Below are 16502 nucleotides of genomic sequence, written 5' to 3' on the forward strand. Positions count from 1 at the left end.
CGGCCTACTGGACGAGCACCGAGCGTCCGCAGCTCGCGCCGGTCACGCGCACATCCGCCTCGCCGACATGGACGCCAAGTGCCCCAAGCACGTTGTAGACCAGGTCGTCGACCGGCGCCGTCACGCCGTTGAGCAGCGTCGTCACCGCCGGCTTCACCGCGCCGAGCAGGGCGGTCACGTCGATGCCAAGCCCCAGCGCGTTGACCGACAGCGACAGATTGTTGACCAGCGATGTCGTCAGCGACTGCGTCAGGTTCTTCGTCGACGCCGTCTTGATCGTCTTGTTGGCGATGTCGGCGGCGTTGTAGGTCAGGGTGGTCGGCGCCATGTTGGTGGCGGCGAAGGCCGACTGTCCGTTGATCTGCAATAGGTTGAGGTTGATCAGGAGCAGCTTGAGGCTGACATCCGCGATCTCAGCGTCCGAGAAGGACTGCGGCTTGGTGAAGTCGGCGAACCCGCTGGCGCTGCTGTTGGCGAGATGGGCCGCGACCACACCAGGTTGCGCCGCGATCGAGACCTTGATGCTGGAGGGACCGGTCGGGCAGCTGATATCGGTCAGCTTGGCCTCCGCATAGGCGACTTCGACATTGAGCGGCAGGTTGACGGCAAGCAGATTGATGCCGCTGCCGAGATTGGAATTGCCAAGCGTGACGCTGGCGTTGAGCTTGATGCGGGTCTGCGCCGTGCGCACCACGGTGCCGGCTTCTCCCACCGCCAGCCAGGCCGAGTTCTGCATCGGCTCGCCGATGGCGACGGCAAGCGTCGTCGATGCCAGCCCCGGTATGGTGGCGCCGAGATTGACAGCTACCTGGTTCGTGCCGTTGGCCAGAGCGGCCGCCGCGGTGAGCATGCTGAGCGCGCTGGCCGTCACGTTGAGGCCGGCCGGCTTTTGTCCGATGCCGAGATCGCCGACGGAGCCGAGATCGATGAGGGTGGTGAGCGGAATCTTGACGGTGTTGGTGGCGCTGGAAGCCATGGTCTGCAGGGCGATCTTGGCCGTGTGGTCCAGTCCCGGGACGTTGGCCATGGCGGTGGCGATCTGGCCGACCGTTGCCTTGGAGGCAAGCACGTCGGAATAGCTCACACCGGTCAGGTGCAATTGCGTCGCCAGCGCATCGCTGAACGAGAGAACGTCGACATCGGCCGACACCAGCGAATTGTAATCCATCACGCTGAGCGAGATGTTGCCGCCGAGAAGGCCGCCGAGAAGCGCGTTGAGAATGCCGCCATTGAGGCTGGCAAGCCGCGAGCCGACCGAAAAGGCCGCTTGCGGCTGCGCGCTGGCGATCGCTGTCGTGCCGAGGGTGGGCGGCGCCATGATCGAGCCGGCGAAATAGAGCGTACCCTGCTTCTTCAGCGACACCTGCACGGCATTGTAGGGCAGCTTGCCCGCCTCGAACCGGCTGCCGGCGGCAATGGTGCTGACGCCCGTGTAGCGCCCCGGCACGATCTGGACGACCGCCTTGCTGGCGGTTGGCGCGACGGTGGTACCTTGTTGCTGCACGGCGACCGAGGTGATGCCATTGTCGGCGAGCGTCGTCAGCACCGCCTGCTGGGCATTGGTGATGTTCGAAGCGGCGGTGATGGCGGCAAGGTCGACAATCGACTGCGCGGCGCGGCGCTCGTTGTAAAGTGAACCTTCGTCGATCGCGAAGGCGGTCAGCGCCAGCGCAACCGGCGTGCATAGCGCCGTCATCACGGCAAAATTCGCGCTACGGTCGGCGAGCAACCTCCGCGTCTCCGACACGAAAGCAATTCCAGGAAAAGTGCGAAGCGGTTTTCCGTCCGGAATTGCGTCACCGAAAACCGATGGAGCGGTTTGGCGTTTCCGGGAAACGATGAACCGCTCTAGCCCCCCCTTGATGGGCATCATATGCCTCCGACACGGATCGTCGACTGGCGCTGGATCGTCGTGCCCGGCAGCGGCAGCGTCTTGAACAGATTCCAGATCGGCAGGTTGCGCGCATCGTAGCTGACCGAGACGACGAACTGGCTGCCGTCGGCGGCGCTGTCCTGCGCGTTGACGGTCAGCTTGTTCGCATCGACGAAGGGATAGCCCGAGACGTCGTGCGCGATGAAATCGGTGACCAGCGCCTGCCGCTCGGTCTGGTTGAGGCCGGCGATCGCCGTGCGCGCCGCGTCGGCGGCGATCTGCTGCACCGAATGGCTGGCGCCGAAATAAATACCGTATGCAACCATTCCGAGCAGAAGCAGGATGAAGATCGGCGCCAGCATGGCGAATTCGATCGCTGACGTGCCCGCGGCGTCAGCCCGGAAACGAGACCAAAAAACGGGGAGTTTTCGGTTCTTCAGCATGGTTCGGAGAATGCCAAAACCTGCCTGCAAAAACAGAAAACGCCTCGAACAACCGGCAGGTGTGCCAAGTTGAAAGTCAACTATAAACATTAGCGACTGCTGATTTAGCGTGATGACGCTCACTTTGCGTCAAGCAGGCAATGGTTGAAATAAGATTTCGCTCTGTCTAGTCTCCTGCCACCAGTCGTCGGAAGGAACCGGCGGCACGCCTGAAACGGGGCTGTTTCAACGGTTCCGCGGCGTCAACACTTAAGAAGGCGCGGCTGAGGGGCTGCGCCGACCGGGAGAGACTTCATGCTGAAAAACATGCTGAAGGCGACGGCGTTCGCCACCACCTTGGCACTGTCCACGGGTGCCTTTTACACGCATGCGCTTGCCGAGACCGTTTACAACCGCGGCGCCGCGGCCGAGGCGGAGACGGTCGATCCGCACAAGACGTCGACGACCTACGAAGCCGATATCATACGCGACCTGTTCCAGGGCCTGGTCATGCATGACCAGAAGACGAACCTCATTCCGGGCGCCGCCGAAAGCTGGACAGTGTCCGACGACGGCACCGTCTACACCTTCAAGCTGCGCAAGGACGGCCTCTGGTCGGACGGCAGCCCGGTGACGGCGGACGACTTCGTCTATTCGTTCCATCGTCTGGAAGATCCGGCAACCGCTGCGGAATATGCCTCGATGCTCTATCCGGTGAAGGGCGCCGAGGATTTCAACACCAAGAAAGGCAAGGCAGAGGACATGGGCGTGAAGGCGATCGACGCCAACACGCTTGAAGTCACGCTGAAGGCTCCGACGCCCTACTTCCTGGAGATGCTGACCCACCAGGCGACCTATCCGGTCAACAAGGCTTCCATGGACAAACTCGGCGCCGACTGGATCAAGCCGGGCAAGCTGGTTTCGAACGGCGCCTACACGCTGGCGGAGTGGGTTCCCAACGACCATATGAAATTGGTCAAGAACCCGAAGTTCTGGGACGCCGCGAGCGTCAAGCTCGACGTGGTCAACTACATCCCGACCGAGGATCGTTCGTCGGCGATGAAGCGCTTCGAGGCTGGCGAACTCGACAGCTATGGTGACCTGCCGACCGAACAGCTCGCCGATCTCAAAACCAAATTCGGTGATCAGGTCCGCGTCGGGCCATATCTCGGCACCTATTATTTTGCGATCAAGACCGACAAGGCGCCTTGGGATAATGTCGAGCTGCGCAACGCCATCTCGATGGCGATCGATCGCGACTTCCTCGCCGAGAAGGTCTGGCAGAACTCCATGCTGCCCGGCTATTCGATGGTGCCTCCGGGCATCGAAGGCTACACGCCGGCACTGGCCAAATACGCCGACATGCCGCAGATCGACCGCGAGGACGCGGCCAAGAAGATCCTGGAGAAGCTTGGCTACACGCCCGAGCATCCGCTGAAGATGGAGATCCGCTACAACACCTCGGAAAACCATAAGAACACGGCGGTCGCCATCCAGGAACAGCTGAAGCCGCTCGGCGTCGAGGTGACGCTGCTCAACACCGACACCAAGACCCACTATGCCTTCCTCGAGCAGAAGGGCAACTACGACGTGGCTCGCGCCGCCTGGATCGCCGACTACAAGGATCCCGAGACCTTCCTCGGCATCTCGCGCAAGGCGAGCGGCAACAACTACTCGAACTACAACAGCCCGGCCTACGAAGCCGCGATGGACAAGGCTGCCGCCGCCGGCGGCAAGCCGGAAGAGCGCATGAAGGACCTCGCCGCAGCCGAGCGCATCCTGGTCGACGACGTCGGCGAGATCCCGCTTCTCTACTACAGCTACCACGACATCGTTTCCTCGAAGCTGCATGGCTTCGACGACAATGTGATGGACATTCATCCGTCCCGCTTCATCTCCAAGGACTGACAAGCAACCTTGGCCGTGCCGCCGCTCCCCCTTTTTGGGAGCGGCGGTCACGGTCTGTCGTCGTGCCGGGCCGAAAGTCGGGTTGGATTTTCGAGTGCCCCGGTGCGAAGATCAGAGATGCCAGCGCGCCACGATCCCGTCTGGAGAGTTGCCGCCCTGGCTGAAGCGGGGCGCCGATGCTGCGTTATGTCTTCCGGCGGCTGTTGACCGCCATCCCGACGCTATTCGTCATCGTGACGGTGGCGTTCTTCCTGATTCGAGTCGCGCCGGGCGGTCCGTTCAACCAGGAGCGGGGCCTGAGCCCCGAGATCAGGGCCAATCTCGAAGCCCAGTTCGGCCTCAACGATCCGCTCTGGCTGCAATATGTCCACTATCTCGGCAATCTTTTGCGCGGCAGTTTCGGCCCGAGCTACAACCTGCCCGACTTCACCGTCACGGAACTGTTCGCCAAGGGCCTGCCGATCTCGGTGCAGATCGGCACGTCGGCGCTGGTTCTGGCGCTGCTGTTGGGCTCCGTCCTCGGCACTATCGCGGCGCTCAACCAGAACAGAATAGCCGACTATTCGGTGATCGCCTTGGCCACCGCCGGCAGCACCATCCCGACCTTCGTCATCGCGCCGGTGATCCAGCTTGTCTTCGGGCTGTCCTGGAAGCTGTTGCCGATCGGCGGCTGGGGTGACGGCGCCTTGATCAACAAGGTCGGCCCGGTGCTGACGCTCGCCTTGCCGCAGATCGCCATCGTCGCCCGCCTGATGCGCGGCTCGATGATCGAGAGCCTGCGCTCGCACCACATCCGCACTGCCCGCGCGCTCGGCCTCTCCGATTGGTCGGTGGTGGTCAAGCACGCGCTGCGCGGCGCCGTCCTGCCGATCGTCTCCTTCACCGGTCCGGCGGCGGCGGCGCTGCTCACCGGCTCGATCATCGTCGAGACCATCTTCTCCATCCCCGGGGTCGGCCGCTATTTCGTCGATGCCGCGCTCAACCGCGACTACACGCTGGTCATGGGAACCGTGGTGGTGATCGCGCTCTTCACCATCGTCTTCAACCTGATCGTCGATCTTCTCTATGCGGTCGTTGATCCGAGGGTGCGCTATGACTGATCTCGCCGTTGCCGTGCCCGAGCCTATCGCCGGCCGTTCGCTCTGGGGCAATGCCTGGGCGCGGCTGAAGCGCAACCGCGCCGCCATGTTCAGCCTCTATTACCTGGCTTTCATCTCCGCCATCAGCGTGTTCGGCCCAATGGTCGTGCCGCATGAATACACCGCCATCTACGGCGACTATGTGCGTATGCCGCCGAGCCTGTCGGCCTATCCGAAGCCCGACATGATCCAGGGCGCGCTCACCGATGCCATCAAGCGCATGCGCGCCGATATCAAGGAATGGCACCAGGACGGCAACCGCGTCATCGTCACCGTTACTTCGACCAAGCCGATCGACGACCGCAACATCCGCTATCTCGACCGTTCAGACGCTTTCGATGACACCAGGATCGAGAACAAGTCGGCCGACGGGCTCGAAGTGACGATGAGCTCGGCCATCAAGCAGCAATATTTCTACTTCGGCACCGACAACACCGGACGCGACCTGCTTTCGCGAACACTGATGGCCGGGCGTATATCCCTGGCTATCGGCCTGCTTGCCGGCGTCGTCGCCGGCGTCATCGGCGTCATCTACGGCGCGACCGCTGGGTTTGCCGGCGGCCGGGTCGACGAGGTGATGATGCGTATCGTCGACGTGCTCTATTCGCTGCCCTTCATCTTCTTCGTCATCATGCTGGTGGTGTTCTTCGGCCGCAACTTCGTGCTGATGTTTCTGGCGGTGGGTGCGGTGCTGTGGCTCGACATGGCCCGCATCGTGCGCGGCCAGGCCTTGTCGATCCGCAGGCAGGAATATGTCCAGGCCGCCGAAGCCATGGGCGTCGGCCAGCGCGGCATTCTGCTGCGCCATGTCATCCCCAACCTGCTTGGCCCAGTCGTGATCTACATGACGCTCTTGGTGCCGCAGGTGATCATCCTGGAGAGCTTCCTCTCATTCCTCGGTCTCGGCGTGCAGGAGCCGATGACCAGCTGGGGCGTGCTGATCTCGGTCGGCGCCAAGAACATCGGCTACGCCAACTGGCTGCTTTTGTTCCCGGCTTTCTTCCTCGTCTCGACGCTGTTCGCCCTGAATTTCGTCGGCGACGGCCTGCGCGACGCGCTTGATCCGAAGGACCGCTGACATGGCCACCGAAACGATCCTCAGCGTCAAGGACCTGCGCGTCCGCTTCCAGACCCTCGACGGCACCGTAGAGGCCGTCAAAGGCATCAGCATCAAGGTCAATGCCGGCGAAACGGTCGCCGTCGTCGGCGAGTCCGGCTCCGGCAAGAGCCAGACGATGATGGCGGCGATGAACCTGTTGTCCTCCAATGGCGAGGCGACCGGCCATGTCGACTATCGTGGCAGCAACCTGTTGATCATGACCAAGAGCGAGCTCAACAAGGTGCGCGGCCGCAAGATCAGCATGATCTTCCAGGAGCCGATGACCTCGCTCGACCCGCTCTACACCATCGGCAACCAGTTGATAGAACCGATCCGCCGCCACCGCGGGCTTTCCGGGGCGGCGGCGCGGGAAGAGGCGCTGAAGCTTTTGCGGCTGGTGCACATCCCCGATCCCGAGCGGCGGATGAAATCCTATCCGCACGAAATGTCGGGCGGCCAGCGCCAACGCGTCATGATCGCCATGGCTTTGGCCAACGATCCCGACATCCTGATCGCCGACGAGCCGACCACGGCGCTCGACGTCACCATCCAGGCGCAGATCCTGATGCTGCTCGCCGAACTGCAGCGCAAGCTCGGCATGGCGATCGTCTTCATCACCCATGATCTCGGCATCGTCCGCCGCTTCGCCGATCGGGTCTATGTCATGCGCCAGGGCGAGGTGGTGGAGGAGGGCGAGGCGGAAGCGCTCTTTGCCAATCCGCAGCACCCCTACACCAAGATGCTGCTGGCGGCCGAGCCGACCGGCAGCAAGGCTGCGCCGCCAGCCAATTCGCCGGTATTGCTCGAGGGCCGCAATGTCGAGGTCGTCTTCAAGATCGGCGGCGGCTTCCTCGGCGGCGAGCCGCTGATGCTGCGCGCAGTGGACAAGATCTCGGTCCGGCTGAAACGCAACCAGACGATCGGCATCGTCGGCGAGTCGGGTTCGGGCAAGTCGACGCTCGGCCGCGCCTTGCTCAGGCTCTTGCCCAGCGACGGGGTCATTCGCTTCGGCGACCGCGACATCTCAGAAGCCGACCGCCAGGCGATGCGGCCGCTCAGGCGCGAATTGCAGCTTGTCTTCCAGGATCCGTTCGGTTCGCTGTCGCCGCGCATGACGGTCGGCCAGGTGATCACCGAGGGTCTTCTGGTGCATGAGCCCTCGCTCACCGGCAAGCAGCGCGACCATCGCGCCGTCGAGGCGCTGCGCGAAGTCGGCCTCGATCCCAACGCCCGCAATCGCTACCCGCACGAATTCTCCGGCGGCCAGCGCCAGCGCATCGCCATTGCCCGCGCCATGATCCTGAAGCCGAAGGTGGTGGTGCTGGACGAGCCGACCTCGGCGCTCGACCGCTCCGTGCAGAAGCAGATCGTCGAGCTGTTGCGCAAGCTGCAGGCCGACCACCAGTTGTCCTACCTCTTCATCAGCCACGATCTCGCGGTGGTGCGCGCCATGGCCGACTACATCATCGTCATGAAGCAAGGAAAGATCGTCGAAGAAGGACCGACCGAAGAGATTTTCGGCAATCCACGCGAAGCCTACACGCAAACGCTGATGAACGCGGCGATCGATTCGACACGGTTCCGCATAAGCGCTTGAAGTCGGGCGAGCCCAAACCGGGATCGGCTCACTGCGCGGAGGCGCACCTCTGCTTCCGCGCCGCGACGATCGCCTGCTGCTGTTGCTGCAGCCGTTCGATCTTCGCCGTTTCGCGGTTGGCTACCGCCGTCTTCACCCGCTCCCCGCCGAGCAGCCATGTCGGCAGGCTGGTCTTGGCGACCTTGCCGCGGGCGATCGCGGTGCGCGAAATGTCGGTGGCGGTGTCGCCGAGCTCGCTGTTGAGCTCGGCGCAGCTCATCTTGTCGTATTTCGCCGCGCTGATCGACGCAGTGGTCGATGAACAGCCTGCCGTCAGAAGCAGCGTCACGATCGAAATGAGGGTGAGCGTGAACTTCATTCTCTTGTGCAGAGCTCCGCTGATCATGTGCTGCGTTGAACAGAACGCCATTAGGTCAAAGTAAGGGCCGGCTGTCGAGCACAATGGGCGGCCGCGGCCGTTCCAGCGACCCTGAAAGGTTAATGCGGGAAGGTGGGCGAAGCCATCAGTAACCGTCGGCCCGATGCTCGAGATGCGCGTTGCAACCAGCGCAATTCTGCGAAGAATATGTAACGGAATTCCGCAAGAAGTTACGTAAAAGCAAAGACTTAGATCGGATTGATGATTCTGCAAAACCTTAACCGTCTTGGGCCGCCCATCACCTTGCGCCATCCGCCCGCTGCCGATGGCTGGTGCGCAGGCTCTTTAGACCTCGGATAGGTTTTGCCGATATTTTTCTGAGAAAGGGAGCAGGAACGTCATGACCGAAATCTGGCACTCACTCCTCGCCAATCTTGCCCTGGTCTCCATCCTGGTCGTCGCCTGGGACCTTGTGGCGGATTTTACCGGACGCCTCCCGCGGCTGATACAGTCGCTGCTTCTCGGTGTGGTGATGTGCGCGGGTTCGGTCATTTCCATGGCCACTGCGCTCAACGTCTCCGGCTTCGTCGTCGACCTGCGCGCCGCCTTCATCGCCGCCGCCGCGTTCTTTGGCGGATGGCCGGCAATGTTCGTAGCCACCATCGGCTCCGTCGCCTATCGCATCTATCTGGGCGGGCAGGGCGCTAACATCGGTGTCATGGGCATCCTGATCACCGCCATCGTCGGCATGGCCTGGTACCACATCGTCGCGGTCCGCTCGCGCACCATGTTCGACATACTCGGCCTCGGCGTGTCGGTGGCGCTCGCCGGGCTGATCACGCTTCTGGTCATCCCCCAGCAGTTCCTTACCGGTCTCGTTCAGCAGAGCACGTGGCCGTCCCTCGTCTTCCGCTTCATCAGCACCTTCATCATCAGCGTGCTGCTCGACCGGCAGCAGCGGCGGCGCGATCTCGCAATGTCCAACATGATCTACCGGGCCATGGTCCGCGAACTGCCGGATTGCCTCAACGTCAAGGATGCCGAGGGCCGCTTCGTCGTTGCAAACCCGGCCACCGCCGAAATGGTGGGCGCTGCATCGGTCGAGGACCTGATCGGCAAGACCGACTTCGATTTTTATCCGAAGGAGGTGGCGGAGCGCTTCAGGCAGGATGAGGCCGGCGCGCTGGAGGCCGGACAGACGTCGCGCATCGATCAGCCGGCGCAGTTCCCGGACGGCAGGCAAGGCTGGCTCTACACGTTGAAGGCGCCGTTCCGCGACGAGGCCGGCAAGACAGTCGGCGTCATCACCTACAATCGCGACATCACCGAGCAGAAGCGCAACGCGCAACTCAAGAACGACTTCATCTCCACGGTCAGCCACGAACTGCGCACGCCGCTGACCTCCATCCGTGGCTCGCTCGGCCTCATTGCGGCCGGCGTCGCCGGCGAATTGTCGCCTAAGGCCGCCAACCTCGTCAACATCGCCCACAGCAACAGCGAAAGGCTGGTTCTCCTTATCAACGATATTCTCGACATGGAGAAGATCGAATCGGGCGTGATCACCTTCAAGATCAAGCAGATGGCTGTCCGTTCGGTGCTGGAGCAGGCCATTGCCGCAAGTTCCAATTACATGGCCGAGAACAAGATCCGCATGGTGCTGGTCGATGATGCTCCGCGCGCCGAGGCCAATATCGACCCGGACCGCATGCATCAGGTGATGGCGAATCTGCTGTCGAATGCAATCAAGTTCTCCGATCCGGGCGGCACCGTGATGGTGAAGCTCCAGCGTCGCGACCACGACATGCTGCGCATCTCGGTGATCGATCAGGGCGCCGGCATTCCGGAAGCGTTCCGCGGCCGCATATTCGGAAAGTTCGAGCAGGCGGATTCGTCCAGCACCCGCAAAAAGGGCGGCACCGGTCTGGGCTTGAGTATCGTCAAGGCCATCGTCGAAAAGCTGGGCGGCGCCGTTTCCTTCGAAACCGAGGAAGGCAAGGGGACTTCTTTCCACGTGGACCTTGCTGAAGCGCAAAGGCAAGCCGAGAAGCCGGTTCTTGTCGAGCGCCGGGCGCGCAAGCGCGATGGCCGCCTGCGTGTCCTTATTTGCGAGGATGAGGCCGATATCGCTGTGGTGATCGCGGCACTTCTCGACGCGGACGGTTTTTCCAGCGACGTCGCCCCCGATATCGACACCGCCAAGGCGCTTCTGAGCTCTCGCGACTATGTGGCGCTGACGCTGGATATCAAGCTCGCCGGCGAATCCGGGATCAAGCTCTTCCATGACATCAGGGCATCACAGGCGAATTCCGATATTGCGGTCATCGTCATCTCCGCCGTCGCCGACGAGGCCAGGCGTTCGCTGAACGGCACCGCCGTCGGCATCGTCGACTGGCTGGAGAAGCCGGTGGATTCGCAGCGGCTTCACGCCGCGCTCACCAAGATCGTCGCCGGCAAGGTCGAGCCGACGCCGAGGATCCTGCACGTCGAGGACGACGAGGGTGTGCTGGCCGTGATGTCGGCGGGGCTGGGTCCGGGCGTATCGATCACCTCGGCGAAAACGCTGCAGGACGCCCGGCGGGCGGTCGCGAGGCGTCGCTTCGATCTGGTCATCCTGGACATCGCGCTTCCCGACGGATCGGGGCTGGATCTGCTCATCGACCTGCCGCAGGAGACAGGAGTGATCGTGTTCTCGGCGGCGGAGCTGGACGAGAAGCTCGGCGACCGGGTGCAGGCGATGATGACCAAGACCAGGGCATCGGAGATCGATGTCGCAAGGATGGTCAGAAGGATGCTGGCTTCGTCCCGCGGCGGCGCGGGAGCGGCCACGCAAGCAGGGGAGTGATGTTGATGCCGGCGAGGATCCTCTATGTGGATGACGAGGACGACATCCGCGAAATCGCCCAGATGTCGCTGGAGCTCGACCCGGAATTCGAGGTGCGGTCCAGCGCTTCGGGCATCGAGGCGCTGACCGATGCCGCCGATTGGCGGCCTGATCTCATCCTGCTCGATGTGATGATGCCGGATATGGATGGGCCGGAAACGTTGAAGCGCCTGGCCGATTCGCCGCTCACGGCATCGATACCGGTCGTGTTCATCACGGCGCGCACCCAGACGCATGAGGTAGAGCGCTACCTCGCCATGGGAGCCGTCGGCGTCATCGCGAAGCCCTTCGACCCGTTGGCGCTTGCCGGCGAAGTCAGGAAGCTGCTGTTGGCGGCCTGACGCGCCGTAGCGTTGGTGGGAAGCCTGCCGGCAAGGTGAATATGGCGTTTACGCCTCCTATACCACGCCCCGATATTCATCTACTGATTGTACCGTAATGCGGCTGCCGCGAATCGCTTTTATCTGTACTTGCGCGGCATTGGCCGGCGCGCATGTTCGCGCGGGTCTTGTCTGAATGAACCGCTTTGGCGGATGTCGGTTCATAGGTTGATTTCTCCGGGGGGCAACGAGGCATAACCGGAGCAGGATTGGTGGACGGAGCGAAGGCAAGAGTTCTGATCTGCGATGACGATCCCTTGTTGCTCGAGCTGATGGAATTCAGGCTGAGGGCGAAAGGGTATGAGGTCGACAAGGCCATGGACGGGGCCGAGGCGCTCTCGAAGGCACAGGATCGGCCCGACATCATCGTGCTCGACGCGATGATGCCCAAGGTGGACGGCATCGAGGTGCTGGCTCGCGTCAAGGGCGACCCGGCGCTCTCGGAAACCCCCGTCGTCATGCTGACTGCGCGCAAGGCCGAGAAGGATATCGTCTCGGCCCTGGAAAAGGGGGCCGACGACTATCTGGTCAAGCCGTTCATCCCCGAGGAGCTTTTGGCCCGCCTCGCGCGTCTGATTGCCCGCAAGAGTGGGAAGCGCTGATGCGGCGCGGCCAGCGCGCAGCCCTTGCCGCATGCATGTTCCTCGCGATCGCCGCAGCCCCAGCTGCTGCGTTGGCGCAGACCGTTGACGAGCTCTACGCATCCGCCGTCAAGGCCAGGCAAGCCCAGCGCTTCGACGAGGCGGCCGACCTTCTCAAGCGCGCGCTGGCGCTCAAGCCCGACAATGCCGACGCCCTGGTTCAGCTTGGCTTTGCCGAGCTCGGCCGCAACGATCTGACGGCAGCGCGCGATGCCTTTTCCAGGGCGCTTGCGATTGCCCCGACCTATCGCGATGCCAGTTTCGGCATGGCCGAGGTCGAGTTCCGCTCCGGCAATCTGGACGCGGCACTCCCGCTCGCCGAAACGATTGCGCAAGCCGATCCCGGCAATACCGACGCCGCATCGCTTGTCAGGAACATCCGCAAGGCTAAGCAGGCCAACGGCGTCAAAGCCAAACAGGCCGCCAGCAGCAAGGCGACGCAGTCTGGTTCGGCTCGTGCGCCGGTGAAGAAGCTGCAACGCCGGCCCGATCCCGTCGCTGGCCTGTTGGAGCAGGGCAGGCGCCTGCGCATCGCGGGGAACCTGCCTGAAGCCGAGACCGTCTATCGCCGCGCCCTGCAGCTTTCGCCAAAAGATACCGACATCCTGGTCGCGCTCGGCCTTGTCGTGGGCTCCAGCCAGCGCTTCGATGAGGCCGGGCAGTTGTTCGACCGGGCGCTTGCCATAAAGCCTGGGCTGCTCGATGCGCGGCTCGGCAAGGTCCGGCTGGCGGTCTGGCAGGGCGACGCGCCGCGCGCCCGTTTGGCTGTCGACGACGTGCTGGTGACGGCGCCGGACAATGCCGAAGCGCTCGACCTCGACGGACGGATCGCGCTTCTCGAAGGCGATCAGACGCGGGCCGGGCAATCATTCCAGCGCGTGCTTGCGTCCGATCCGCGCAATGCCGAGGCGCTGGTGGGAATCGGCGATGTGCGCCGCGCTCAGGGCGACGACGAGGCCGCGCGGCAGGCTTACAACCAGGCGCTTGCCATCGAACCCGGCTCTCCCGACATCGAGCAGAGGTTGGCCGTGCCGCCGCCGCGCAAATGGCGGCTCGACCTCGGTACCGAGGTGAGCGATCTCACCAACGGGCTCGGCGACTGGACCGACAGTTCGGCCGGCCTTGCCTATCGGCTGTCGCCCGACACGACCGTTTCGGGGCGCACGCGGGTGGCGACCCGCTTCGGCCACACCGACGTTCAGATCGAGGGCCGGGTCGATCAAGCCTTCACGCCGGCCTTTTCGGCTTACGCCCTGGCAGCGGTGACGCCTGATGCCGACTTCCTGGCGCGCTATTCGATCGGCGCCGGCGCTGCCTGGCAGGTGGTGGCGCCGTCACGGGAGTTCGGCCCGCTCTCGCTCAACATCGATGCTCGCTACGACAATTTCGCGGATGCCGGCATCACCAGCATCTCGCCCTGGATACAGGGCTATGTATTCGATGGCCGCCTGGGGCTTTCCGCCCGCTGGGTGCATGCCCAGGACAATAGCGGCACGCGCGCGGATGGCTACGTGCTGCGCGCCGACCTCGCGGTCACGCCGCACTTCACCGTGTTCGGCGGCTATGCCGACGCCCCCGAGATCGATGACGGCGCGCTGGTGCCGACGCGCACCGTCTTTGGCGGTGTTTCCTGGGACGTCAGCGATCCGCTGACCTTGCGCGCCAGCATCGCGCATGAGCAACGCCCCACATTCGACCGAAGCATATTCGGGCTCGGCCTGACGGCACGGTTCTGACCATGTGGATGATCTGGAATCTCTCCATACTGCTCAGTGCTCTCTCCCTGCTGATCATGCTGTTCCTTATAGCCCGGCGGGTTTTGCAGGAGCGCCGCGACAAGGTGGAGGCCGACCAGCGGCGTCAGCTTCTGACCGCGCTGATCGCCTTCACGGAAAACCGTGACCGGGAAGCCTTGAAGGCGGTGATGCTTGGTGTGCCGGCGAGCGTCGCGATCAATGCCGGCTTCGAGTTCGTTTCGCTGCTGCGCGGCGAGGAGCGTAACGAGGTGCTTGTCGCCTTCCATGAATGCGGCTTGCCGGCTCTCGTCGGCAGGCTGCTGGAACGGGGCAATGTGGCCGAACGCATCCATGCGGCCGAGATGCTGGCAGCGCTTGGTTCGGAGGATGCAACGGCAAGCCTGCTTTCAGCGCTTGACCACGATCACTCGCGCGATGTCAGGATCGCAGCGGCAATCGCGCTCTGCGATCTCGGCAGCTTGCCGCTGCTCGGCACCGCGCTGGACAAGATCGGCGTGGCGGGGCAACGCTCGCGGCGCCTGATCGATTTGTTCAGGCGCTTTCCGCGGTCGCGCTTCAACGAGCTTGCGGTCCATGCATCGCGTGCGGACGCCGTGCCCTTCGTCAGAGCGGCCGCGATCGACGCGCTGGCGCGCACTGGCGGCTTCGGCTTTGCCGATTTCTTCGCCGGCCTGGCTCGCAACGATTCGCCGGAGGTTGCCGCCGCGGCACTGCGTGCGCTCGGCCTCACGGGGCACGGCGCGGCACCGGCCATCCTCGCTGTCGCGATGACGAACGCCGACTGGGATGTGCGCACCGCTGCCGCCGATGCCGCGGGTCGCCTCGGCCTGTCCGAGCTCGCCGCACCTCTGTCCCTGCTGATGGACGATGAGTTCTGGACCGTGCGCTATGCCGCCGCCAACGCGCTTCGCGCGCTGGGCCAGCCGGGCGAGCGGCTGCTGCGTGAGATGGCTGGTAGCGAGGTTTCGCGCAGCCAGCGGACTGCCTCGCTTGTTCTTGCCGAGGGGCCAGCCGCATGATCGCCGATTGGAGCCACGAGATCGTCCTCGCCGCCACCATCCTGTCCTGGTTCATCATCGGGGCGGGGCTGGCGCAGACGACGATCTATCTGCTGCAGCTGGTCTTCGCTGGCTATGCGCTTTCCAAGCGCCCGCCGGTCGCGCGCTCGGCGCTGCTGTGGCATCGCTATGGCGACGTCGCGCCGCCGATCGCGCTCTTGGTTCCAGCCTATAACGAGGCATTGAATGTGGTCGAGAGCGTGCATTCGATGCTGGCGCTCGAATATCCGAACTTCGAGGTGGTCGTCATCAATGACGGTTCGAAGGACGATACCCTGCAACGGCTCATCGAGGCTTTCAGGCTGACGAAGTTCCACCGGCCCTATGAGGAGGCGCTGGTGCATATGCCGATCCGCGGCCTCTATTCATCGCCGATGACCGAACGGCTGTTCGTGGTCGACAAGGAAAATGGCGGCAAGGCCGATGCCCAGAACGCCGGCATCAATGTCTGCCGCGCGCCGCTCTTCTGCGTCATCGACGGCGACTCGATCCTCGAGCCCGATGCGCTGATGCGCGCCGCCCAGCCCTTCATTGACGACCCCGAGCGCACCATCGCCGTCGGTGGCACGATCCGCATCGCCAACGGCTCGAAGATCGAAGCGGGCAGGGTGCGCGAGATCCATCTGCCGCGCCGGCTGCTGCCGCTGTTCCAGGTGGTCGAATATCTCAGGGCCTTCCTCATGGCCCGGCTTGCCTGGAGCAGCATCAACACGCTGATGCTGGTGTCCGGCGCCTTCGGCATGTTCCGCCGCGCGGAAGTGGTGGCCGTAGGCGGTTTCACCAAGGGTTCGATGGGCGAGGACCTCGACCTCGTCATCAAGCTGCACCGCCACATGCGCGATACCAGGCGCAAATACCGCATCCAGTTCATTCCCGAACCGGTGTGCTGGACCGAGGCGCCGGAAACGCTGAGCGTGCTTGCAAGGCAGCGCTCGCGCTGGCAGCGCGGCGCGCTCGAGTGTTTCTTCCGCTATCGTTCCATGCTGTTCAACCCGCGCTATGGCCGCGTCGGCTTCCTCGGCTTCGGCCACATCCTGATCGTCGACGTGCTTGGGCCGGTGGCGGAGGTGCTGGGTTATATCCTGATCCCAGCCTTCTGGCTGCTCGGCATCCTGTCGGCCGAATATCTCCTGGCCTTCACCTCGCTGATCTTCACCTATGGCGTCTGCGTCAGCGTCTGCTCGCTGATTCTGGAAGAGGCCGAGCTGCAGCGTTTTCCTCGCGCCAGGGATCTGGCCGTGCTGACGGCGGCGGCCGTTGTCGAGAATTTCGGCTACCGCCAGCTCAACAATTTCTGGCGCGTCAAAGGCTGGTGGCAATTCCTGCGCGGCAACCAGGGCTGGGGCGAGATGACGAGGACCGGCCTCGGCGGCGCCAAGAAGTGAGCCC

13 protein-coding genes are annotated in these 16502 nt (G+C 63.6%); 10 read left to right on the forward strand and 3 right to left on the reverse strand.

The window, feature by feature from the left end:
- Positions 1-4 precede the first annotated feature (4 nt).
- Positions 5-1696 (reverse strand): TadG family pilus assembly protein, encoded by a 1692-nt coding sequence (locus EN869_RS02460; protein ID WP_245489541.1) that lies wholly within the window; start codon positions 1694-1696, stop codon positions 5-7.
- A 173-nt stretch (positions 1697-1869) separates the two neighbouring features.
- Entirely contained in the window at positions 1870-2235 is a 366-nt protein-coding gene (locus EN869_RS02465; protein ID WP_245514631.1) for a TadE/TadG family type IV pilus assembly protein, read from the reverse strand.
- 375 nt (positions 2236-2610) lie between these two features.
- Here EN869_RS02465 and EN869_RS02470 point away from each other — a divergent pair, with 375 nt between their 5' ends.
- The 4 genes from EN869_RS02470 (at position 2611) to EN869_RS02485 (ending at position 8038) form a co-directional block, all read left to right on the forward strand.
- Positions 2611-4203, forward strand: coding sequence for a peptide ABC transporter substrate-binding protein (locus EN869_RS02470; protein ID WP_127228643.1), 1593 nt, complete (start codon positions 2611-2613; stop codon positions 4201-4203).
- A gap of 176 nt (positions 4204-4379) precedes the next feature.
- Entirely contained in the window at positions 4380-5303 is a 924-nt protein-coding gene (locus EN869_RS02475; protein ID WP_127228642.1) for an ABC transporter permease subunit, read from the forward strand.
- Positions 5296-6420, forward strand: coding sequence for an ABC transporter permease subunit (locus EN869_RS02480; RefSeq protein ID WP_127228641.1), 1125 nt, complete (start codon positions 5296-5298; stop codon positions 6418-6420). The genes EN869_RS02475 and EN869_RS02480 overlap by 8 nt, the downstream gene beginning before the upstream one ends.
- A 1-nt stretch (position 6421) precedes the next feature.
- Positions 6422-8038 (forward strand): ABC transporter ATP-binding protein, encoded by a 1617-nt coding sequence (locus tag EN869_RS02485; protein ID WP_127228640.1) that lies wholly within the window; start codon positions 6422-6424, stop codon positions 8036-8038.
- Positions 8039-8066: 28 nt separating this feature from the next.
- Here EN869_RS02485 and EN869_RS35630 read toward each other — a convergent pair whose 3' ends face one another.
- Positions 8067-8708 carry a hypothetical protein gene (locus EN869_RS35630; RefSeq protein WP_348630860.1) on the reverse strand — a complete coding sequence of 214 codons (642 nt, stop codon included), beginning with the start codon at positions 8706-8708 and terminating at the stop codon, positions 8067-8069.
- An 88-nt stretch (positions 8709-8796) separates the two neighbouring features.
- Here EN869_RS35630 and EN869_RS02495 point away from each other — a divergent pair, with 88 nt between their 5' ends.
- The 6 genes from EN869_RS02495 to EN869_RS02520 all read left to right on the forward strand — a co-directional run bounded on the left by EN869_RS02495 (position 8797) and on the right by EN869_RS02520 (position 16498).
- Positions 8797-11238, forward strand: coding sequence for an ATP-binding protein (locus EN869_RS02495; protein WP_127228639.1), 2442 nt, complete (start codon positions 8797-8799; stop codon positions 11236-11238).
- Between the two features lie 5 nt (positions 11239-11243).
- Complete coding sequence (locus EN869_RS02500) at positions 11244-11618, forward strand: response regulator (RefSeq protein WP_127228638.1); 375 nt, start codon at positions 11244-11246, stop codon at positions 11616-11618.
- 251 nt (positions 11619-11869) lie between these two features.
- Positions 11870-12259 (forward strand): response regulator transcription factor, encoded by a 390-nt coding sequence (locus EN869_RS02505; RefSeq protein ID WP_127228637.1) that lies wholly within the window; start codon positions 11870-11872, stop codon positions 12257-12259.
- Positions 12259-14034 (forward strand): YaiO family outer membrane beta-barrel protein, encoded by a 1776-nt coding sequence (locus tag EN869_RS02510; protein ID WP_127228636.1) that lies wholly within the window; start codon positions 12259-12261, stop codon positions 14032-14034. The genes EN869_RS02505 and EN869_RS02510 overlap by 1 nt, the downstream gene beginning before the upstream one ends.
- A gap of 8 nt (positions 14035-14042) precedes the next feature.
- On the forward strand, positions 14043-15074 hold the full coding sequence (locus EN869_RS02515; protein WP_245512362.1) for a HEAT repeat domain-containing protein: 1032 nt from the start codon (positions 14043-14045) through the stop codon (positions 15072-15074).
- On the forward strand, positions 15071-16498 hold the full coding sequence (locus EN869_RS02520) for a glycosyltransferase (protein WP_167498701.1): 1428 nt from the start codon (positions 15071-15073) through the stop codon (positions 16496-16498). Before EN869_RS02515 ends, EN869_RS02520 begins: the two co-directional genes overlap by 4 nt.
- Positions 16499-16502 lie beyond the last annotated feature (4 nt).

The sequence above is a fragment of the Mesorhizobium sp. M2D.F.Ca.ET.226.01.1.1 genome, assembly GCF_004022705.2.
Taxonomy (GTDB): domain Bacteria; phylum Pseudomonadota; class Alphaproteobacteria; order Rhizobiales; family Rhizobiaceae; genus Mesorhizobium.